Below are 22,171 nucleotides of genomic sequence, written 5' to 3'. Positions count from 1 at the left end.
TAAAGAGAGCGGTCATAAGCGCGAGCCTATGCACTTGGCCGAATTTTCCGGTTACTAATGTCCGCCCAGAGAACCTCGCGAGAGCTTTCGCGGGCGGGCGCCTCGGTTTGGGAGAGCATCGAGACGCCCGCTATATACCGGCCAGCGCGCGGACGGAGGCTTCGCTGGCCCGTCCCATGATCCCATATATGCGGATCCAATCAACTGTCGAAATCGTCAGGGGTATTTGCTCGAAAAGCCAATGGCGCGCGCGCGTTTTGTAGGGTCAATTGGCTCGAGGCTTGAACGCCGAGCAACGTCAACTTTTTGCTCCGAAAGATTGACCGATGAAAGCCATGGTCTTCCGCGCCGTCGGTCAACCGCTCGAACTCGAAGAGCGGCCTGATCCCACTCCGGAAAGCGGCCAGATCCGGATTCGAGTCGAAGCGTGCGCCGTCTGCCGGACGGACCTCCACATTATCGACGGTGAATTGCCGTTTCCGAAGCTTCCGCTCATTCCGGGTCATCAGATCATCGGCATCGTGGACGCCGTCGGTCCAGATACGGTGGATCATCGTGTCGGCGATCGTGTCGGAGTGCCATGGCTCGGGCACGTCTGCGGACACTGTCACTATTGCGCCAGCGGAAAAGAGAACCTCTGCGACTTCCCGCTCTTCACGGGCTACACGCGTGACGGTGGGTTCGCGACGCATGTTATCGCGGATGCCGATTTCGCATTTCCGATGGGGAATTTCGACGATCCCGTCGCGGCCGCACCTTTGATGTGCGCCGGCCTCATCGGCTGGCGGTCATTGCGTTTAGCGGGCGAGGGAGAGCGGATCGGTCTCTACGGTTTTGGTGCAGCGGCGCACATCATCACTCAGGTGTGCAATTGGCAGGGGCGCGAGGTCTACGCGTTCACCCGACCTGGCGACGAAGCCGCACAGCGCTTCGCTCTCTCCCTTGGAGCGCGCTGGAGTGGTCCAGCGGATGCAACGCCGCCGGACGCTCTGGATGCTGCAATCATCTTTGCCCCTGTCGGATCGCTTGTTCCCGCCGCACTCAAGGCCGTTCGCAAGGGCGGTCGCGTCGTCTGCGGAGGAATCCACATGAGCGACATTCCGACGTTCCCCTACTACATACTTTGGGAAGAGCGGGAAATTCGATCGGTTGCCAATTTGACCCGGCAAGACGGCAAGGAGTTTGTCGCCATTGCTCCCAAGGCCGGGGTCAAGACAACGACGACTGTCTATCCTTTGACGGCCGCGAATGAAGCATTGGCGGATCTACGGGCGGGAAGCTTTACAGGGGCGGCCGTGCTCGTTCCCTAGAGCCCGTTGGCCGTGCCGCCCCGATGACTGCTCATCTGAAAAGCAAACTCAAATCATTCAACGAGACGCAGAAGACGGTGCGCCGGAAGAGTCGATATTGCGAGCCTGCAGCGCCATCGCAGTCAATGCAAATCCGCCGAATATCAGATTGATGCCGAAGAGGAGGCCGATTGCCCAAGCCGCCGAGGACGGCAGACCAAAAAAGATCAAGCCCGCAAGAACCAGATCGACGATGCCGCTGAACAGCATTGCCCACCAGCCTCCCGGCAGCTCGTTCTTATGCTCGAGAGCAAACATGATCGACGCGATGCCTTCTATGATGAAGAAGGCGATCAAGATGAGCGTCAGAGTTACTACGCCCGATATCGGCCAGAAGAGCAGCACCAAACCGGCTCCAATGGCGATCAACGCCGAGATGAGCGACCACCAAAAGCCTGGCATCGGGCGGACGGTGAAAGTCGTGAATAGGCCCGCAATGCCACTGAACAGCAAAAGCCAGCCGATGAAAAGCTCGACCGTCAGCGTCGCGATCTGCGGAATGATGATCGCAGCCATGCCGAGAACGATCAGGACGATGCCTTCGAATAGATAGAGCTTCCAATGGGCGTGGAGTGACGACGCCAGCTCCAGTCTGAAGCTGCGGGCACCCGATTGATCGAACGTCATTTGTCAAACTCCCGTGAGTTGGAACGAGAAATCACTGCTGACAATACGACAAAACCCGGTCAAGCGCCTTAAGAAGAGCCGTCACGTCGTGAACAACTTATGACTAGCGTTGGGAAATTCCGTTGCTCAGCATTGGTCGGGGGACGCTCGGGACGAAGAGTTGCTGAGGCGCCCAACTAGTTGCGCTTGCAATCTGCGCTGTTGGTCGCGTCGGCCCAAGGATTGCGATCAGGCAGCGCTTCCGCTGCGCTCGCTAACTTTCATCTCGTCCGAGACCGCCGCCCAGAAGTTCTACAATTCGAATTGTAGAGGCCCGGCGGCTTCTCACCGCCGAGCCTCGCATTCTATCAAATGACTTTCTCGCCCATGGGCAGATTGCGCAGCCGCTTGCCGGTTGCCGCGAAGATGGCATTGGCGAGCGCCGGAGCAAACGGCGGCACACCCGGTTCACCCACACCACCGGCGTGGACGCTCCAGTCGGCATCGATGATGTGCACTGACACCTTCTGCGGATAATTGCTCATCCGTGTCACCTCGTAGTCGGTGAAGTTCGACTGCTCGACAGCGCCCTTCTTGAAGGTGATACCGCTATAGATCGCGTTCGACATGCCCATCACGGCGGCGCCTTCCATCTGCGAGCGGATGCGTTCCGGATTGACGTGGAAGCCGCAATCGATCGCCGACGTGACGTGCGGCACGCGGATCGTTCCATCGTCGTCGATGGCGACGTGGACGACCGTCGCGACGTAACTCGCGAACGAGCGATGGGCAGCGATGCCGAGACCCTGACGGTCAGGCAATTTCTTGCCCCAACCCGCATTGTCCGCCGCGACGCGAATGACGTTTTTCAAACGCGCCGTGTTGATCGGGAACTGCTCGTAGGGTTCGCCATAGTTCCAGAAGTCGTCGGGGAAGCCCGCCTTCTTGGGATCGATCTCGCGGTCCGGCCCGATGATCTCGAGAAGGAAATCCTTCGGATCGCGGCCAAGCTTGTGAGCGACTTCGCTGACGGCGGATTGCACGGCAAAGGCGCGCTGGATGTTCGAGACCGACCGGAACCAGCCGATGCGCGTGTGCGCCATCGCTCGCCCATTCTCGCAGCGAATGTTCGGGATATCGAACGGCATATCGATGAAACCCATGCCGTATTCGATCGGGAACTGGTAGCCGTCATCCTGCTTGAAGTTCGAGACGATCGATGGCGCGACCGTGCGATGGCGCCAGCCCGAGACCTTGCCTGCGTCATCCAACGCGACCTCGATACGCTCGACCGACGTCGTATGGTAAAACGCGTGCTGAATGTCGTCTTCACGCGTCCATTGCAGCAAAACGGGCTGTCCTCCCATCTTCTGCGAGAGAAGAGCGGCTTCAAGCATGAAGTCCCATTTCGACTTTCTTCCGAAGCCGCCGCCGAGCAGCGAGACGTGAACCGTCACGTTCTCGATCGGCATTTTCAAAGCTTCGGCTATGTCTTTCCGTGCGCCATACGGGCTCTGCACGGACGACCAGACCTCGGCCTTGCCGTCGACGATGCGCGCGATGGCAACCAACGGCTCCATCGGCGCCTGCGCGAGGTGGCGGCCATGGTATTCGGCCGTGACAATATCCTTGGCGTTGGCGAACGCGGCGTCCGGATCACCTTGGTTGCGCAGAACCTTGCCGGGCTTTGCCGCCGTCGCCGACATTTCAGCCGCGTAAGCATCGCTATCGTAACTGACGTTGGGGCCGTCCTCCCATTCGATCGTCAGTGCGTCGCGACCCTGCATCGCGGCGTACGTCGTGTTCGCGACGACAGCAATGCCGCCGAGCTGACCGAACTTGCGCGGGACAGTGAACACGCCTTCGATCTCGTGCACGGATTCAACGCCCGGCACCTTGAGCGTTGCCGAGGCGTCGTACGATTTCAACTTACTGCCGAGGACTGCTGGACGCGCGATAACCGCGTACTTCATGCCGGGCAAGCGCGTGTCGGCTCCGTAGCCGGCTTTGCCCGTCGTGATGTTATGGAGATCGGCGATCTGGACTTCGCCCTTCCCCATCAACGTGAATTCATTGGGCGACTTGTAGAGGATCGTTTCCGGAGCCGGCACTGGCACCGCCATCGCAGCCTCGGCAAGTTCGCCGAAGGACAGAACCTTACCGGTCTCCTTCTTATTCGTGTCGAGCAGCGCCACTTCGTGATTGCGTGCGTGGCAGAGCGAGCGGTCGACGTTCCATTTGGCAGCGGCCGCCGTCTCCAGCATCTGGCGCATCGCGGCCCCGCATTGACGCATGGGCTGAACGAAATGGCGCATGCTGCGGGAACCGTCGGTATCCTGGTTGCCGTATTTCGGCTCGTCGCCCGGCGCCTGCAGAAGCTTTACGCGCGACCAGTCGGCTCCCATCTCGTCAGCGACGACCATCGGGAGGCTCGTTCTGATGCCGGTGCCCATCTCGCTTCTATGCGTCACGATCGTCAGCGCGCCATCGGGCGCAATGGCGATGAAGACGTGCGGATCGGAGACGACGCCGCTCGGCATATTGAGGCCGCCGGTGGGATAGGCCTTCAAATGTTCGCTCGCGTTCGCGGGCGTGAAGCGCGCAGCCAGCACGAGTCCGGTTGCAGTCAACAAGCCACCCAACACGCCGCGGCGGCTGACGTTCGAGATCTCGGCATTGAAGCTCTGCTCGCCGCCAGCCGCAATTTCGTTCTTGAGGTAATGCAGCATGATCAAACACCTCCCGCAGCGAGACGAATGGCTTCGTGAATGCGCTGATAGCATCCACACCGGCAGATATTTCCTGTCATGGCTTCGACGATCTCTGCGTCGGACGGCGCGCGGTTTTTGGCGAGCAGCGAAGCCGCCTGCATGATCTGGCCGGCCTGACAGAAGCCGCACTGCGGAACGCTGATCTTGCGCCAAGCCTTCTGGACTGCATGCTCGCCATCTGGGCTCAGCCCCTCGATCGTCGTGACGGATTTTCCGGCCGCTTCGCCGAGGGTCGTCTGGCACGAGCGGACAGCAACGCCATCGAGATGAACCGTGCATGCGCCGCATACGCCTGCGCCACAGCCGAATTTCGTCCCAGTGAGATTGAGCATGTCCCGGACGTACCAGAGCAGAGGCATGTTCGGATCGCCGCTGAACTCGCGAGCTTCGCCGTTGATCGTAATGGATGACATATCCACGCTCTCCTTCTTAGAACGGTGTTTCGAATTTCAGACTTCAATGAATGCGCGATCGCGAGTGCGATCTTTGTCTTGGCTTCAATGTCTCATCAGGGCGCGAGAAGCTTGAACGGCCAGAGATAAGCCTGGCCCATGACAAGCAATCCAACGAGTGTCGCGAGCGCGAGCGAATGGAAAAACACGAAACGCAATATTTGACCTTCGTGGCCGTACCATTTGGTCGCCGTTGATGCGACGACAATGGACTGCGCGTCGATCATTTTTCCCATGACGCCGCCTGCGCTATTTGCCGCTGCCATGAGAACCGGGTTGATGCCGAGCTGCTCTGCCGTGATCCGCTGCAAGCCGCCGAACAGCACGTTCGACGAGGTATCCGATCCCGTGAGCGCCACACCCAACCAGCCGATCAACGTTCCGAAGAACGGATAGGCCCATCCTGTTTGCGCAAGCATCAGCCCAAGCGTCGCGTCGCTTCCGGAGTAACGCGTGATGAAACCGATCGCCATCATGCATGAGATCGTCAGCAGCGAGTAGCGAACGACGTAGATCGTCTTCGCGTACATCCGCAGCAGTTCTGGAACACTGTAGCCAAGAAACAGACCCGAGATGATGCCCGAAAGAAGAATACCTGTTCCGGTGGCAGACAGCAGGTTGACGTTGAAGATCGCGGCCTCGGCGCGAGGCGACGCGACGACCGGCGGCATCTTCTGAACGAGCTCGTGCAGGCCCCCGACCGGAATTTTCTGAATCCAAAGTCCGTCGAGCGCGGCGCGGACTTGCGGTGTTCCCCAAAGAAAGACGAAGACCGCGAGGATGATCCAGGGCGTCCAGGCTCGCAGCACTACGGCGCTCGAATGCGAGGTGGCGGGCGACTTGGTGGGCATATCCGAAACTGACGCGTTCGGGACTTCGGTCATCGGAACGGCCGGGCTCCAGACTCTCAAAAAGAGCGCGAGCGCCGCCATAGAGACGACAGACGCAACCACGTTGACGAGCCAGGGGCCATGAAAATTCGAAACGAGATACTGGGGGATCGCAAAGGATACTCCGGCGACGAGCACCGGCGGCCAGACTTCGATCATTTTGCGAAAGCCGACGAAGGCCCAGAGCAGCCAGAACGGCACGATGATCGCAAACGGCGCGAGCTGACGGCCGACGGTGGCACTCAACTCGTAGAGATCGAGACCTGTGACGGCAGCCAACGCGACGAGTGGGGTTCCGAGCGCGCCGAACGCGACCGGCGCCGTGTTAGCGATGAGCGACAGACCTGACGCTGCGAGCGGCGGAAAGCCCAGGCCGATCAGCATGGCAGCCGTCACCGCGACGGGCGTTCCGAAACCGGCTGCGCCTTCGAAGAATGCGCCGAATGAAAAGGCAACGAAGAGAAGTTGCAGGCGCCGGTCATTGCTGATCGCGCCAATCGATTTCTGCAGGACGTCGAATTCGCCTTTTTCGTTCGCGAGGCGATAGAGGAAAATGACGTTGAGAATGATCCAGCCAATGGGAAGAAAGCCGAAAGCCGCGCCGTAGACGGCGGCCATGCCAGCCATCTGCACCGGCATTCCGTAGGCAAAAATTGCGACCAGAAGCGCGGCAGTCAATCCGAGAAGAGCGGCGATGTGCGCGCGCACTTCGAAAAGGCCGATACTCGCAAGCAAGACGACGACTGGAATGACGGCCACGGATGCCGAGACCAGCATGTTGCCAAACGGGTCATAAACCTGGGACCACATGCGACCCGTTTCCCCCCGACATCGCGGCTGCTAAAGTGCGGCGGCTTTTTGGTAAAATTTTTATACCAGACGTCGGGAATGGTCAAATTCAGTGGCTATATAGTCGAATGGAAATAGCCGATGGCATTGGTCATCCCGCAGGAATAGAAGACAGGCGCAATTCTTCAGGGTTGAGCGGCATGCTTACCGTACGAACGCCAAAGATCGCCGACGCAATCGCGGCGCAAATCGAGAAGCTCATTCTCGAGGGTGCGCTTCGGCCGGGCGAGAAGCTCGCACCGGAGCGTGATCTCGCGCAAAAGCTCGACGTATCGCGGCCCTCGCTCAGAGATGGCATCGATAAGCTCGTCGCGCGCGGCCTGCTCACGTCTTCAAAGAGCGGAACATACGTTGCGCAGTTCCTGTCGCCTGTCATGGCGCCGCTGGCGAACCTCTATCGTGGCAATCAGCAAGCATTTGCGGACTATTTCGAATTTCGCCAATGCGTAGAAGCGCGAGCTGCGCGAGACGCTGCGCTTCGCGCAACGAACGTTGAAAGAGCGGCCATTCGCGCTTGTCTCGATGGCATGTGCAAAGCCCATAAGCTCGAAGATCCGGCGCAAGAGGCGGAAGCAGATGTGGCGCTTCACATGCTCGTCTACGAGGCGGGTCACAATTTCGTCGTGCTGCATGTCATGCGCGCACTGAGCGAGCTTCTTCGCAACAATATCTTTTTCAACCGCAAGAACCTTTATCTGAAAGCCGGCGTTCGCGAGAAGCTTCTGGCGCAGCACATGGCGATCGGCGATGCCGTCATATCGGAAGATCCGGAGCGCGCGGAGACGGCAGCCGCCGATCACATCGGCTTCGTTTTCGACACCGTCGCGGAGATCCAGCGGGCCGACGCGAGGCTCGATACGTCGCTGCTTCGCGCGCGGCGAAGCGATCTGCTTGCGGGTTAATTTCGAGACCTCGGAATCTATCGAGCGTGCACTCCGCTAAAACGGCAGCGCGGATTTTGCGTGCTCATTCCTGACGATTGCCGCGTCGACCGAAATTCCCGCCACTATTTCGCCGCAACCTATTCACTTGGGCTTCATACGGCCGCCTTTATCCCTCAGTGTGGAAGGGATAGTTTCGGCGAACGTCAAATGCGGCTATTGCCGGATTTCCAACTAAGAAGAACGTCGAGGCTAAATCGATTCGCAGCGTCATACGGGAACGCGGCAATATTCCGAGGAAAGAGCATGAAATCTACCCGACACGCGATCATGGCGGCCGCTTCGCTGCTGGCAATAGTTGCAGTAACGCCGACACTGGTTCGCGCCGAAGATCAGCGTCCGCCGCCGAACGGCGACAACAACGGCAAGGACGATAATTCGAAGCGCCGCGGGAAGGATGATCGTGGCGGCCGGGAAAATGGGCAGCAGCAGCCTGGCCAGGACCGCCGTGAGCGGCAGGGCCAGCAGCAGGATCAGCAACGCCCGCAACGCGAAAGACCTTCAAAGCAGTTTGGTGGCGGCGACGGACCTCAGGGCAATCCCAACCCGTTCGGCAATCAGCAGCCGAGAAATCAGCAGCCGCCGGTCGTGAACAACCCGATCAAGGTTCCTCACCAGCAGCAGCAGCAGCAGCAGGCCGAGCCGCAACCGAAACAGCAGCCTTTCAACGGCAAGCCGAAAAACTTCAACGAACAGTTCGGCGGTCCCAGCAACGACCGGAACCTGCCGGATAAATCGAAGCAGTTCGGTGGGCGCGATCAGGCGCCCAACCAGGGTTCTAATCAGCCGCCCAATCGCCCTGTCGGCGACAATCCCGGCCCCGGCAACGACCGGAACCAACCAGATAGATCGAAACAGTTCGGCGGACGCGATCAGGCGCCCAACCAAGGCTTCAATCCGCCACCAAATCGCCCCGTCGTCGACAATCCCGGCGCCGGCAATGACCGGAACCAGCCTGATAAATCGAAGCAGTTCGGACGCGATCAGGCGCCGAACCCGGGCTTCAATGCGCAACCCAATCGCCCCATCGTCGACAATCCCGGCGCGGGCAACCAGCCGTTCGGCGCGCCGGACAGGCCGCTTTCGGCCGCAGACGCCAAGCGCCGATTTGAAAACATGCGTGGCCAGCGCAAGGAAGTGAAGATCGATGGCGGCAAGGGCCTCGTCATCGAAGAGCCGGGCAACCGTCGCATCATCAGAGAGAACAATCGCGTCGTCATCCAGCACGATGAGAACGAGCGCTTGCGGCGCGTGGCACCCAATGCGCGCTTTGAAAAAGGCCAGGGCGGCACGAACGTTTCGATTATCGAGCGTCCAGGTGGCGTCCGGATTTATTCGGAGACGGACGCGCACGGACAGCTTCTGCGGCGTTACCGCCGCGGCCCGGACGGACGCGACGTTATCATCATCGACAATCGCCGCCGTGGCGGTATCGGCAAAGGCCTCGCTACGGGCATCGGCATCGGTATCGGCGTCGCTGCCGGTGCAGCGATCCTGAATTCCGTCCTCGACGTGCCGCCGCCGCGCGTCCGAATTCCGCGCGACAAGTACATCGTCGATTATGGCCGCGCGAGCGACGACGACGTCTACGAGGCGCTGAGCGCCCCACCGATCGATGATTTCAGAGATCGCTACACGCTCGACGAAATCCGGGCGACGGTCGGTATTCGTGATCGCATGCGCCGCGTCGATCTCGACGATATCACCTTCGAGTTCGGCTCATGGGATGTTGATCCGAGCCAATACCGGAAGCTCGAGCGCATTGCGCGAGGGATGAACCGCATCATCGACCGCAATCCCAACGAGGTCTTCATGATCGAAGGCTACACGGATGCTGTCGGCTCGGAGGAAGACAATCTCTCGCTGTCGGACCGGCGCGCCGAGTCCGTCGCGACGGTGTTGAGCGAGCAGTTCCAGGTGCCGTTCGAAAACCTGACGACCCAGGGCTACGGCGAACAGTACCTGAAAGTGCCGACCCAAGCCCCGGAACGGCTGAACCGCCGCGTCGCTGTTCGCCGCATCACGCCGCTTCTCGCACGTGATGGTGGGCCTCCGCCGCCGCCTCCGGGTGGAGACCGGCCGTACGGTGATGCTCCGCAGGGCGGCTATGGTCCGTATGATGGCCCTCCGCCACGTGATCCGCGGTACTAAGGTCGTGAGGGACAAGCGTGCCCCGCCGCATCGTGCTGATAGGAGCGACAGGCTTCTTCGGACAGCGGCTGGCACGGTGCCTTTCAACGCTCGGGGGCGTGGAACTTACGCTCACGTCGCGGAGTGAAGAGCGCGCCAAGTCTCTCGCGCAAAAATTAGAGGGGGGTGCACATTGCACCCCCTTTGCTTTTGACCGGGACGATCGGTCGAGCATCGCGCGCCTTGCGTCGGTTTGCCGTCACCGGCGCGCGACGTCGACGTGAGGCTCTCACGCAGAAAACGGATGTCGCTTCTGTCCGCAGCTAGTTGGGTGAGGCGGGGCGCCAGCCTGCCAGGGCCGCTTCTTCCTCGGAACAGAACCAGCGCTTGCCGCGCCTATCGTCCATTTTGACCTTGTCGTACCAAGGGTCCCACGGCATGTGATAAATGCGGCCGTGCGATGAGACGTTGCCCTTGATCGCGCATCCCTTCGGAGCGGCGACCTCGGCGACTTGCCATTCGTTGCGGCGGAAGTCCCAAGGCGCTTGCGCGGGACCTTGCCACACGCCGATCTTTTCTTTTCGGGCTTCGGCTTCGATGCCGATGTAGACCGTCGAATATTTGATGAAGGCCCAGGCGAGCCCGGCGCGCACCATTGCTTCATCGATGTTGATGCCATCGACGAAGCAGGTCGCGAGCGTCCGGCGATAACGATCGAAGCCCGTGCGGTCGCACGCGACTTCCTGATGCTCGGCCAATTTGCGAAGCATGGCGGCGGCGGCCTTGCCGCATTCCCAGGTCTCCCCGCTTGCGGTTTGGCATGTCTGCGCGATTTCCGGCGCATCGATGCCTTCGAGGCGAACACGCGTGCCGCCCACATCGAGCGTGTCGCCGTCAACGACTCGACCTAAACCTGCGATGATTGCTGGCTGTCCGTTTTCCGGGGCTGTCGTCGCAATGGCTGCAATTGGCGGAAGCGACAGGAGAAAGAGCGCACCTGCCCGAAGGCAGATGCGCGATAGTCGTAACGGGAAAAACGATTCTGGCATTGCGACAGCGTGCTCGGAAGACGTGGCGCAGCCTTGGCGAAGTTATGTTCCAATTACGCAACCTATGAGTGCTATCGCAATTTGCTGGTGCTAAAAGGAGGAAGGTGATGGGGCCGTTTTGTTAGACGGGAATAGGTCCCTGCCCGAGGCGTTTAGACCTTGCGCAGAAGCGATCGGCGGCCCGTAAGTGACACAATTCGCATCGATATTTTGAGCCGCGTTACGCGGCCCGTTCGCCGCTCTTAAGAGGACTGCATGTCGTATAATTCCGCGCCGCCTCCGCTGCCGTCCGTACGGCCGAGCTTCGAGCGCGCGCCCCTTGGGTCAGGTCCACGCCGCACACCGCCACCGCCGGGGGGCGGAGGTGGACGACGGAAACCGCCGGCTCGTCGCGGCGGTCTCTGGACGGGAGTGCTTTACGCCAGCTTTTTCGTCATCGCCGTGGTGGGCGCTGGCGCCGGCTATCTCCTGCTCAACCCGCCGAGCGATCTGATCCGGCAGAAGATCAGCGAACAGGTGAAATCCAAAACGGGCCGCGATCTCGTCATCGCGGGACCAGCTTCCTTCACCTTTTTCCCGGTTCTCGGCATCTCACTGAAAGACGTGTCGCTCTCGGGTCCGGCGGGAATGGGCGGCGCGTTCCTCAAAGCGCAGGCGCTCGAGGCGAGCCTTGATCCGATGACGCTGTTGCAGCGGCAGCCAAAGATCAACGCGGTGACGCTCAAGAATCCAACCGTCGACCTTCGCGTCGATAAGAACGGCCGGAGAAATTGGAAGTTCGCAGCGCTTAGCACTCCGACGCGGCTTGCGGAGTTGCAGATGCGCGGCACTCAGCGCGACACCGCTCCGATTGCGATCGCAATGGCGGAAGACGGCGGCTCCAACGCCGCCGCGACCGACGTGCAGATCGAGAAAGTCACGCTGCAGAATGGAACGTTTCGCTTTACCGATGAGCGTTCGGGGAAGGTTTCGGAAGTCTCGAAGGTGAACGTTTCGCTCGGACTGCCTTCGCTCGAAAGTCCGCTCGCCGCCAACGGCAATCTTGTCTGGCACAACCAGCGGCTCGACTTCAACGGCAAGGTCGACGACGTTCGCGGGCTCGCCTCAGAGAAGCCCACTCACCTCTCCTTCAATGCGAAGAACTCCTTGATCGTCGCGTCCTACGACGGCGGCCTCGTTGTCAAAGACGGCGCATACCTCGACGGCAAAGTCAGCGCGCAATCGGATTCGTCGCGCGGGCTTGCCACCTGGTTTGGCACTCAGCTACCGCCTGTCACCGGTTTCGGACCCATGTCGATCCGAGGCACTTTGAAGACGGCCGGCAATGTGACGGTGTTCTCGGATGCCGAATTCGGACTCGACGGCGCCGCTGCGAAAGGCACGATCAAGGTTACAACGGGCGGCATCCGGCCTTACGTCGAGGCCGACCTCGCCGTGTCGGAACTCGATCTCAACAAATACTTGACCGGCGCGGTGACCGGCCCACCGACGTCCGAAGGCGCCGCGGCCGATCCCGAGCCCGATCCAACGCCGACGCCGGCCTCACCGGCGCCCGCGCGGCAGCCGACGCCGGCAACGCCCGACCAGATCGAGAAACTGCTGCAAGGATCGAAGGTCTACGGCTTCGAGCAGCGCGCGGGCTGGTCCAGCGAGCCGCTGAACCTGACGCTTCTCGGTGTCGCCGACGGCAACGCGCGCGTGAGTGTCGACAAGCTTCATTTCAAGAACATGTCGATCGGCAAATCCGCGGTCGCAGTCGCGGTCAAAAATCTCGCGATGCAGGCGAAATTCGACGACGTCGCGCTTTACCGTGGGCATGGTAGCGGCGTGCTGGCCGTCGACGGTTCGTCGGGAAGCGCGAACGTCAACGCAAACTTCAAGATCGACGGCGTTTCGGCGCTGCCGTTCCTCAAGGATTCTGCAAATTTCGGCTGGATCTCCGGCAACGCCAACGTGGCACTGCAGCTGACGGCGAATGGCGCGAACCAGTTGCAGCTGATCGAAAGCCTCAATGGGACGGCCGGCTTCCAGTTCGCGGACGGCGCCATCGTCGGGTTTAATCTTCCGGGCGCGATACACGGCCTGACGCAAGGAAACCTCGGAGGCTTCAAAACGGCACCGTCTGAAAAAACGGACTTCAGCGCGCTCGGCGCGACGTTCACAATCACCAACGGCGTTGCGCAGAACCAGGATCTGCAGCTCATCAGCCCGATGCTGCGGGTTAGTGGCGCTGGCACCGCACGGATGCCCGAGCGAACTGTCGATTACACGATCCGGCCGAAGCTCATCGCTTCCAACGATGCGGAGGCCTCCGGGATAGAAGTTCCGGTCCACATCACGGGCTCCTGGGACAAGCCATCCTATCGTCCGGATTTCAAAGCCGTGCTTTCGGACAAGGACAAGACGGTCGAGACGATCAAGGAGATCGGCAAAAAGTTCAAAGGCAAAAATCCCAACGAAATTGTCGATCAGCTGTTTGGCAAAAAAGCCGACGAGGATCCGGCGAGCCCGGCTGCGACCAACAAGAAGAAAGCAAAAGATCTGCTGAACAAATTGCTCGGCAAACAGGACGAGTGACGTGCACGAATGTCGCGATTCAATCGCTCGATCGGCGGGATGTTTTATCTTCAGTTAAGTTGATGGAAGCCCTAGCTTAAAAAAAATCCGCAGAGGGGTCAAAAAGCTCTTGCGTGGGGGGGGCGTTGGCCTCATATCCACCCTCTCTCGTCTGTCCACCTGCCAACATGGTCGAGGTTTTCCAGAACCAATGAGGTAAGGAGCGGGCGAGTCAAACCTATCTGCTGGTTGGGGAGGGTCACATGGCCTTTAATGACACCCTCTTCCAATTGGGGATGGACTTGACTCGTTCAAGCACCGCCCAAGAGGAAGATTTTTCGCGCGCTGCGTTCAACACGGAAGCCGAGGACTCGACTAGGAGTCCGTCTGCTGAGCATAGCGTCAATAGTGCAGGGACTACGATCTTTATCGATCTCCACGGCGCCCAGCGCCTCGACGACGTCAAGTCGGCCGAGCGTGCGACAAAGCGTGCCGTCGAGAGCTTGGGCCTCAAGCTCAAGAGCCTCCACCTCGATCGCGTCGCCGGCGGCGGCGTATCGGGTGTCGCGGTCTTGGGCTCCGGGCACCTGTCTTTGCAGGCTTGCTCGCGGACGGGCTTTGCTGCCGTCGACGCGCGCGGATGTGCGGGACTCAAGCCGTCAGCGGCTCTGCTCGCTCTCGCGCAGGCGTTCGGCGCACGCGAGGCCGTCATCCGTCGAGAGCGCAAGGTCTCGGATCTGACCGTGAATGCCCTTCGCGTCGTGCCGAAGGCACCGCGCAAGGCTCCGCGCCAGAAGGCTCAAGCGAGGAAAGCGGCCTAAACCGCTTCGCTCTCCAACGACCAGCGATAGTGCCGCGATCGGGATTTCCGGTCGCGGCTTTCAGTGTTTGTATCTGGCCTAGCCGACGTGGCCTTCGCTGAGGCGGGCGACGTCCTTTGCGGGCTCCGCCACCTTCATCGCTTCCGTCGGCAAGAGCGACGCGCCAGCCGATGGCGAAAGCGTCCTGAAGAACAAGATCGACGACACGGACACGATCGCGATCAGGATGAAGACCGGGGGGAAATGCCCGGCGTCTATCGAGCTGCCGCCGACCCAGCGCTGCATGCCTTCAAGACCAAGCGCGGCGATGGTGACGCCGACCGACCCCGACAGCTCCTGGCAGACGACGGCGAAGCTGGTCGCCGAGCTCAACCTCTCAGGTGGCACGTCGGCGTAGGCCAGCGTATTGACGCTCGTGAACTGAAGCGATCGCGACAGGCCTCCCAGTAAAAAGAGCCCGACGATCAGCAGCGGCGGCGTTGCACTCGAGAACAGCGACGGGAAAGCCGCAAAGAGGCTCGATATAACGGCATTGAACATCAGCACGCGCCGGAAACCGTAGCGCCGGATGATGGTCGCGGCCTGCGTCTTCATGAACATGGCGCCGACGCCGGTCGCGAACGTCATCAGGCCCGATTGAAACGGCGTCATGCCGAAGCCCGATTGAAACAGCAGCGGCAATAGAAAAGGTCCCGCGCCGAGACCCGTGCGGAAAAGGAAGCCGCCTACGACGCCCGCTCGATAGGTCGGGATGGTGAGCAACCTCAAATCGATGATGGGCGCCGGCGCATGAAGCGCGTGCCAGACGTAGGCTCCGAGCAGCACCGCACCAGCTGCCGAGATCAAGAATACCGTCTCTCTATCAAGGATGCCGAGCCCCATCATCGTGATGCCAGTCAGGAACATCGACAGGCCGGGGCCGATCAGCAGAAAGCCTCTCAAGTCGAACGTCCGCGTGTCCTGCTCGCGCACGTCCGGAATGAAGCGGGTGATCAATGCGAGGCCGAGAAGCGCGACCGGGATGTTGATCCAGAAGATCCAGCGCCAATTGAAGTAGGTGGTGATGAAGCCGCCGAGTGGGGGGCCCATGACGGGCCCGACGAGTGCCGGGACAGTCAACCAGGCGATGGCGTTGATCATGTCGGCCTTGGGGATCGTGCGGAGCACGATCAGCCTGCCAACAGGCGTCATCATCGCGCCGCCGATCCCTTGAAGAATGCGTGCCGCGACGAGAGAGCCCAGATCCGTCGAGAAGCCGCAGGCGACGGAGCCGGCCATGAACACGACCATCGCAGCGCGAAAGATGTTTTTGGCGCCGAAGCGGTCGGCCATCCAGCCTGACGCTGGAATGAAAACCGCGAGCGCCAGGAGATAAGTGGTCAGCGCGAGTTTAAGATGAATCGGATTAGCGTTCAGATCCTTAGCGATTGCCGGTAAGGATGTGGCGAGCACCGTCGCGTCCAGGTTCTCCATGAAGAGAGCGGTGGCGACGATCAAAGGAATAAGATTTCGGCGGAACAGTTCTGTCATTGCTGGTGTCTGGTATGCATGAAACGTTCACCCGGCAACCTTTCCGCCGTGCGGCTTTTGCAGGTCTCGTCTGCGATAAGGTGCGGCATAAGCCGCCCGTTCCCCCTCGGATAGGGTCCCATTACCCCGTTGAGTGGTGCATGCCCATTCGAGCTAAGCTATGCGCGAATGACGGGCCCGGCCACCAATCCGGTATCCGAACACAAAATAAACAACAGCACGGCTCTGTAGAGACCGCTCGAAGTCTCGTCGAAGCCTAGACTGTGACTCTCGGGGAAACGCATCGCATGACTACGAGCAAGGTCATTTCGGCTGATGAAGCCATCGCCCTCATCGGCGAGGGTGATGTCGTCACGACGACGGGTTTTGTCCAAAGCTGCATTCCGGAAGCGTTGCATGCCGCGCTCGAGAAGCGCTTCGTGGAAACGGGAGCGCCGCGCGATCTGACGTTGATCATGTGTGCAGGCGCTGGTGACAGCAAAGGTCTCGGCACCGGGCGGCTCCATCACGAAGGTTTGCTCAAGCGCGTGATCGCGGCGAACTTCGGACGCATGCCGAAGGTTGCGCAGGCCGCTCAGGAAGACAAGATCCAGGGTTACAACCTTCCCCAAGGCGTCATCTCCAAACTCTATCGCAGCTGCGCATCCGGCAGCCCGGGTCTTTTCACCCGCGTGGGCCTACACACCTACGTCGATCCGCGCCTCGGCGGCGGCAAGGTCAACACGAAGACGAAAGAGGATCTCGTCAAACTCGTCGAGGTCGATGGCAAGGAATGGCTCTTCTATAAAGCTACGCCGATCAACGTCGCTCTCATCCGCGCGACGAGCGCCGATCCGCTCGGCAATCTCAGCATGGAGAGAGAGTGCCTGACGCTCGACGTGCTGGCGCAGGCGATGGCCGCGCACAACAATGGCGGCATCGTGATCGCGCAGGTCGAACGCATCGTGGCCGAGGGCTCGATCAAACCGAAGGACGTGAAGGTTCCGGGAATTCTGGTCGATTGCGTCGTCGTTGCCGATCCGCCCGAGATGCATCGCATGAACTATGGCGTGATCTATGACCCGGGTCTCGCGGGCGAAGTTCGCGTCACCGTCGACAGCCTGCCGACGATGGCGCTGGATGAACGCAAGATCATTGCGCGACGCGCGGCATTCGAACTCCCGCCAAACGGCGTCATCAATCTCGGCGTCGGCGCTCCAGATGGCGTTGCCAACGTCGCCAACGAAGAGAAGGTGACGCCCTACCTCGTCATGACGACGGAAGCGGGTGCGGTCGGCGGTGTGCTTGCGGGCGGATCGAGCTTCGGCTCATCGGCGAACGCGCATTCGATCCTCGATCAAAATCAGATGTTCGACTTCTATCACGGCGGCGGCCTCGATCTGACGTGTCTCGGCATGGCCGAATGCGACAGCCTCGGCAACGTCAACACGAGCAAGTTCGGCGGCAAGCTCAACGGCTGCGGCGGCTTTATCGACATCTCGCAAAACGCGCGCGCGGTGGTTTTCGCCGGCACGTTCACGGCCGGCGGCCTTGAAGTCGCGATCGAGGACGGCAAGCTGCGCATCGTCAAAGAAGGGCGCGCTCGCAAGTTCGTGAAGCAGGTCGAGCAGGTAACGTTCTCGGGCCAGTACGCGGCGCAGAAGTCGCAGCCCGTCATCTATGTCACCGAGCGTTGCGTGTTTCAGCTTACCGATCACGGTCTAGAGCTCATCGAGGTGGCACCCGGCATCGATATCGACCGCGATATTCTTGCGCACATGGCGTTCAAGCCGCACATCCACTCTCCGGTGACGATGAACCCGCGGATCTTCATCGATCAGCCAATGGATCTGCTCGCGGATCTCCAGAACAAGAATCTCAAGGACCGCGTTACCTTCGACGCGAAGCAAAATATCCTCGTCCTCGATCTCGAAGGCTGGAGCGTTCGCAAGAAGGCCGATATCGCGGATTTGAAAAAGGTGATCATCGATGCCTGCGAGCGCATCGGCGGCCGCGTCAACGTCGTGATCAATCAGGCAAGCTGCCGGATCGCGGAAGATCTCTACGACGAATACGCCGATATGGTCGCGTACGTTACGAAGCACCATTATGGCCGCTCCGCCCGGTACGCGACGAGCGCGCTTACCCGGCAGAAGCTGCTGGAAGCGCTGAGACGGCGCGGGCTTGATACGCACGTCTTCGCGAACGCGACCGAAGCGTTCGAGCACCTGCAGCGGCAAGCAGCGGAATAGCCTTCCGACAGCGGATCGTTCGTGCGGCAACAAGTTTGACCGAACGGCGGCGCATGCCTGGAATGCGCCGCAGTGCTGTGCGGCACTTGATGGAAATGAGGCTCGTCGCCATTTGTTCGCGACTTCATTCCATCGGGTGCATCATGGAACACAGCTTTTTTCGGGTTCTCGACGATAGCGGCACCGAACACGACGGCGCCCGCCAGGACGGCGTTCAGCGCGGCGATGCGGCGCTCATGGATGCCTACAGCAACGCCGTTGTCGATGTCGTCGACGCAGTGTCGCCTGCCGTGGTGCATGTTCAGGTTCGCAGCTCACGCGGCGGACGCGCTGGACAGGGCTCGGGCAGCGGCGTCATCGTTTCGCCCGACGGCATCATACTGACGAACAATCACGTTATCGACGGTGCGCAATCGATCACGCTTGCGCAGGGCGATGGTCAGCGCTTCGGCGCGCGGCTCATCGGGCGTGATCCCGATACCGACATTGCCGTTTTGCGCGCGGAGACGACGGAGCGGCTGAAGTTCGCGCGGTTGGCGGATTCCAAGAAGCTGCGCCCCGGTCAAATCGCCATCGCGATCGGCAATCCACTCGGCTTTCAATCGACGGTGACGGCCGGCATCATTAGTGCGGTCGGGCGTTCGCTTCGGGCGGAGAACGGCCGCCTGATCGACGATGTGATCCAGACGGATGCGGCGCTCAATCCCGGAAACTCCGGCGGTCCGCTCGTCAATTCGTCTGGGCATGTCATCGGCATCAACACGGCGACCATCATGGGTGCGCAGGGGCTCTGCTTCGCGGTCGCGTCGAATACGGCCGAATATGTGCTGACGCAGATCTTGAGCCATGGCCGCGTGCGGCGGGGCGTGATGGGCATCGTCGCCGAGCACGTCGTGCTGCCTCAGCGGCTTCGCCATGCCCTTGGCCTGACGCAAACTGGCGCCATCGGCATTCGCAGCGTGCAGAACAACGGGCCTGCGGAAGCGGCGGGTCTCAAGGCGGGCGATATTATGATCGCGCTCGACGGTGTCGCGATTGCCGGCGTCGATGACGTTGCGCGCGTTCTCGATCACCGGCACATCGACCAGAAGGCGATCGTCACGATCTTACGCGGGACCGAGAAGCTCGAGTTCTCGATTGTGCCGGAGGAGCGGAGTTAGGCTTTATGTTTGCGCACGGCGACTCCGCTTCGCGGAGCCGGCCGCCGTGCGCGAGTTTCCGGCCTCAACTTCGCGCCCGTGCATTTTCCTTTTTGGTTGCCTGTCAAAGTGCACCGAGAAACTGACAGCAAACCATGACGGCAGGAACACTCTTTCGAAGAAGGATCGCTCTCTGTAGCTTCCGGAAAAGCTCAACCGGATTCGAATCATGGCCTCTTCGAAATTCGCAGTCTTGCGCTGCGCAGGTATCATTGCGATCAGCGCGCTGGTGACGTCTCACGTCCGTGCAGACGATGGAGCCGCACCGTCCGCGGCTGTCGCGGCAACGTCATCGGCGTGGACCGTTCCTGATATCGACAAGCTGCCGGACGATGTGTTGGGAAAAACCGTCCGATATGGACGCGATCTCATCAGCAAGACGTCGTCGCTGATTGGTCCTGAAGTCGCGGACGCCTCGCGCAGGTTCGCCGGGAACAATCTCGATTGCCAGAGCTGCCACATCAACGCGGGCACGCAAGAATTCGGACTGCCGCTGGTCGGCGTCTACGCGGATTTTCCCGCGTATTCGGCCCGTTTGGGACAGGTCGATACTATCCAGGAGCGCATCCAAGGTTGCATGGAGCGCAGCATGAACGGCAAACGACTGCCGCCCGAAGGTCCCGAGATGACAGCCATGGCCGCCTATCTCATGTTCCTGTCGAAGGGCCGCCCCGTCGGCGGGAAAACGCCAGGACGCGGTAGCGGCCGGATGGCTCAGCTCGACCGCGCAGCCGATCCGGCAAAGGGTCGAACCGTCTACGCGAACAACTGCGCGGTGTGCCATGGCGCGAACGGAGAAGGTCAGCGCGTTGGCAAGGTTGGCGATGCCAAGGGCTACACGTTTCCACCGCTTTGGGGACCGGACAGCTTCAACGACGGCGCCGGAATGGACAGGCTCATCGAAGCCGCAAATTTCATTCACAGCAACATGCCCCAGGGGACGACATGGAAAGCTCCGGCGCTCTCACCTGAGGATGCTTGGGACGTTGCGGCCTATATCGACTCCCAGCCGCGCCCATCCGTGCCGGACCTGGATCGCGATTACCCGAACAGGATCGAAAAGCCGGTCGATACGGCCTATGGGCCGTATGCGGACGGGTTTTCGGCGGAGCAGCACAAGTACGGGCCGTTCGCTCCGATCGAAGCGGCAATCAAGAAGCTCGAGGAAACGCACGACGCGCAGCGTTAGCGGCTCGGCAGGCTCTCTGCACGCCTGCCCAACTATTCGCGCGTCAAACCTTTGGCCGCGAGTTCTTCGAGATATTGCCCCCAGCGCGTTTCCTTTTCGCGACCGATGAGGTGGAGATAACCCCAGGTGAAGAGCCCGGTGTTATGGCCGTCGTCGAAGGCGATGCGCGTCGCATAATTCCCGATCGGACTGAGCCCCGTGATCTTCACGTGCTTCTTTCGCGGCACGGTTATGCGCTGCGAGGGCGAGTGACCTTGCACTTCCGCCGACGGACTTACGACGCGGAGGAATTCGGCGGGCAAATCGAAAGAGCGGCCGTCGGGGAAGGCCGCTTTCAGAAGCTTGCCGCCGTCGGCGATTTCGAGAACGGGCGGCGGGGTCAGCGTTCCCTTGGCGCGCTCGACCTCTGTCCACGTGCGGGCCGCCAACTCGCGGAAAATTCCCGCGTGAACGCTTTCGGGCGCGGCAACGGTCACGGGCTTGCCGCTGTCGGATGTCTCGCGGATATCCATGTGCAGTGGCACTTCGCCGAGGAACGGCACGCCGAACTTCGCCGCTTCGTCGCGGGCGCCGCCGTGGCCGAACACGTCGGAGCGTTCGCCGCACTTCGGGCAGAGGAAGTAGCTCATGTTCTCGATGATGCCGAGGATCGGAACCTCGACGCGCTTGAACATCGCGATGCCTTTGCGGGCGTCGATCAGCGCGAGGTCTTGCGGCGTCGAGACGATCACGGCGCCGGACAGGGGCACGCTCTGCGAGATCGTCAGCTGCACATCGCCGGTGCCGGGCGGCATGTCGATGACAAGGACATCGAGTTCGCCGGTCGTGCCTGCCCAATCGGTTTCGCGCAGCATCTGTCCCAGCGCCGAGACGACCATCGGTCCGCGCCAGACGACGGGCGTTCCCTCATCGACGAGGAAGCCCATCGACATGACTTTCAGGCCCCAGCCTTCGAGCGGCTTGATGACTTTGCCGTTGCTGACCGTCGGCTTTCCGGTGATGCCGAGCAAACGCGGCTGCGACGGACCATAAATGTCGGCATCGACGATGCCGACTTTCATGCCGATCGCCTGAAGACCGAGCGCGAGATTGACGGCCACGGTCGATTTGCCGACGCCGCCTTTGCCGGAGGCGACCGCGATGACGTGTTTGACGCCGGGAATGCTCTGGGCTTTCGCGGCGGGGTTCGCGCCCGCGGCAGCAGCCTGACGTGGACCTGCAGCATCCCCCGTCGCGCCCTTTGCTCGCGCCTCTTGCACGCGCGGGTGCTCGGGACGGGGGCCCGACATGGCTTTGATACCACCAGCAGGTGCGCGCGGCGGCGGGGGCTGCCTTGATTGTCCGCCTTCGGCTTCAGCGGTCAGCACGGCGGTCACGCCCGTGACGCCCTCGATACCGGCGACCACTTTCTCAGCGGCGAGGCGCAGCTGTTCCAGCTCTTCGGCGCGGCTCGCTGGAATGGTGATCGAAAAATACGGATGGTCATCCTTGATGAAGATCTCGGACACGAGGCCAAGATCCACGATGTTGCTTTCGAGGTCAGGACCTTTGACCCGACGCAGGGCGGCAAGCACCTGTGTCTTATCGACTGGCATGAGCGTCTCCCGG

General features: G+C 61.0%; 15 protein-coding genes and 2 pseudogenes. 9 read left to right on the top strand and 8 right to left on the bottom strand.

The window, feature by feature from the left end:
• The first annotated feature begins 326 nt into the window (after nt 1-326).
• Nucleotides 327-1,310, top strand: coding sequence for a zinc-dependent alcohol dehydrogenase family protein (locus tag G359_RS04450; protein WP_045835157.1), 984 nt, complete (start codon nt 327-329; stop codon nt 1,308-1,310).
• Between the two features lie 57 nt (nt 1,311-1,367).
• Here the strand turns inward: G359_RS04450 and G359_RS04445 are convergent, their stop codons facing one another.
• The 4 genes from G359_RS04445 to G359_RS04430 all read right to left on the bottom strand — a co-directional run bounded on the left by G359_RS04445 (nt 1,368) and on the right by G359_RS04430 (nt 6,878).
• The gene (locus G359_RS04445) at nt 1,368-1,976 is read right to left on the bottom strand and encodes an HdeD family acid-resistance protein (protein ID WP_045835156.1); all 609 of its coding nucleotides are present in this window, start codon (nt 1,974-1,976) and stop codon (nt 1,368-1,370) included.
• 347 nt (nt 1,977-2,323) lie between these two features.
• A complete protein-coding gene (locus tag G359_RS04440; protein ID WP_156150664.1) occupies nt 2,324-4,684 on the bottom strand; it encodes a xanthine dehydrogenase family protein molybdopterin-binding subunit in 2,361 nt (786 codons plus the stop codon).
• 2 nt (nt 4,685-4,686) lie between these two features.
• Nucleotides 4,687-5,139, bottom strand: coding sequence for a (2Fe-2S)-binding protein (locus G359_RS04435; protein WP_045835155.1), 453 nt, complete (start codon nt 5,137-5,139; stop codon nt 4,687-4,689).
• Nucleotides 5,140-5,234: 95 nt separating this feature from the next.
• Nucleotides 5,235-6,878, bottom strand: coding sequence for an L-lactate permease (locus G359_RS04430; RefSeq protein ID WP_045835154.1), 1,644 nt, complete (start codon nt 6,876-6,878; stop codon nt 5,235-5,237).
• Nucleotides 6,879-7,057: 179 nt separating this feature from the next.
• Here G359_RS04430 and G359_RS04425 point away from each other — a divergent pair, with 179 nt between their 5' ends.
• From G359_RS04425 to G359_RS21095, 3 genes are all read left to right on the top strand, one after another.
• A complete protein-coding gene (locus G359_RS04425) occupies nt 7,058-7,819 on the top strand; it encodes an FCD domain-containing protein (protein WP_045837634.1) in 762 nt (253 codons plus the stop codon).
• Between the two features lie 285 nt (nt 7,820-8,104).
• Entirely contained in the window at nt 8,105-10,009 is a 1,905-nt protein-coding gene (locus G359_RS04420; protein WP_082072795.1) for an OmpA family protein, read from the top strand.
• Nucleotides 10,010-10,026: 17 nt separating this feature from the next.
• Nucleotides 10,027-10,272: a saccharopine dehydrogenase NADP-binding domain-containing protein gene (locus tag G359_RS21095; protein WP_082072794.1), complete on the top strand. Its 246-nt coding sequence runs from the start codon at nt 10,027-10,029 to the stop codon at nt 10,270-10,272.
• Nucleotides 10,273-10,311: 39 nt separating this feature from the next.
• Here the strand turns inward: G359_RS21095 and G359_RS04415 are convergent, their stop codons facing one another.
• The gene (locus tag G359_RS04415; RefSeq protein ID WP_045835153.1) at nt 10,312-11,037 is read right to left on the bottom strand and encodes a thermonuclease family protein; all 726 of its coding nucleotides are present in this window, start codon (nt 11,035-11,037) and stop codon (nt 10,312-10,314) included.
• A gap of 255 nt (nt 11,038-11,292) precedes the next feature.
• Between G359_RS04415 and G359_RS04410 the strand changes: the two genes are divergently transcribed.
• Together G359_RS04410 and G359_RS04405 are read left to right on the top strand one after the other, a co-directional pair.
• Nucleotides 11,293-13,614, top strand: coding sequence for an AsmA family protein (locus tag G359_RS04410; protein WP_045835152.1), 2,322 nt, complete (start codon nt 11,293-11,295; stop codon nt 13,612-13,614).
• A 275-nt stretch (nt 13,615-13,889) separates the two neighbouring features.
• Complete coding sequence (locus G359_RS04405) at nt 13,890-14,414, top strand: S-adenosylmethionine decarboxylase family protein (protein WP_245280106.1); 525 nt, start codon at nt 13,890-13,892, stop codon at nt 14,412-14,414.
• A gap of 78 nt (nt 14,415-14,492) precedes the next feature.
• Here G359_RS04405 and G359_RS04400 read toward each other — a convergent pair whose 3' ends face one another.
• A complete protein-coding gene (locus G359_RS04400) occupies nt 14,493-15,944 on the bottom strand; it encodes an MFS transporter (RefSeq protein WP_045835150.1) in 1,452 nt (483 codons plus the stop codon).
• A 287-nt stretch (nt 15,945-16,231) separates the two neighbouring features.
• On the opposite strand from G359_RS04400, the gene G359_RS04395 reads away from it, so the two are divergent.
• From G359_RS04395 to G359_RS04385, 3 genes are all read left to right on the top strand, one after another.
• On the top strand, nt 16,232-18,175 hold the full coding sequence (locus tag G359_RS04395) for an acyl CoA:acetate/3-ketoacid CoA transferase (RefSeq protein WP_045835149.1): 1,944 nt from the start codon (nt 16,232-16,234) through the stop codon (nt 18,173-18,175).
• Between the two features lie 143 nt (nt 18,176-18,318).
• Nucleotides 18,319-19,335 (top strand): S1C family serine protease, encoded by a 1,017-nt coding sequence (locus tag G359_RS04390; protein WP_045835148.1) that lies wholly within the window; start codon nt 18,319-18,321, stop codon nt 19,333-19,335.
• A 208-nt stretch (nt 19,336-19,543) separates the two neighbouring features.
• Nucleotides 19,544-20,563 (top strand): c-type cytochrome, encoded by a 1,020-nt coding sequence (locus tag G359_RS04385; RefSeq protein ID WP_045835147.1) that lies wholly within the window; start codon nt 19,544-19,546, stop codon nt 20,561-20,563.
• A gap of 32 nt (nt 20,564-20,595) precedes the next feature.
• Here G359_RS04385 and G359_RS21090 read toward each other — a convergent pair.
• Nucleotides 20,596-20,901: pseudogene (locus G359_RS21090) on the bottom strand (gamma-butyrobetaine hydroxylase-like domain-containing protein); the annotation flags it as partial.
• A 30-nt stretch (nt 20,902-20,931) separates the two neighbouring features.
• A pseudogene (locus tag G359_RS04380) lies at nt 20,932-22,158 on the bottom strand (P-loop NTPase); the annotation flags it as partial.
• Nucleotides 22,159-22,171: the final 13 nt, after the last annotated feature.

It is taken from the genome of Hyphomicrobium sp. 99, from assembly GCF_000384335.2.
GTDB lineage: Bacteria > Pseudomonadota > Alphaproteobacteria > Rhizobiales > Hyphomicrobiaceae > Hyphomicrobium_B.
Note: the sequence above shows the minus strand (reverse complement) of the source record. Positions and strands in the feature narration are given on the sequence as shown.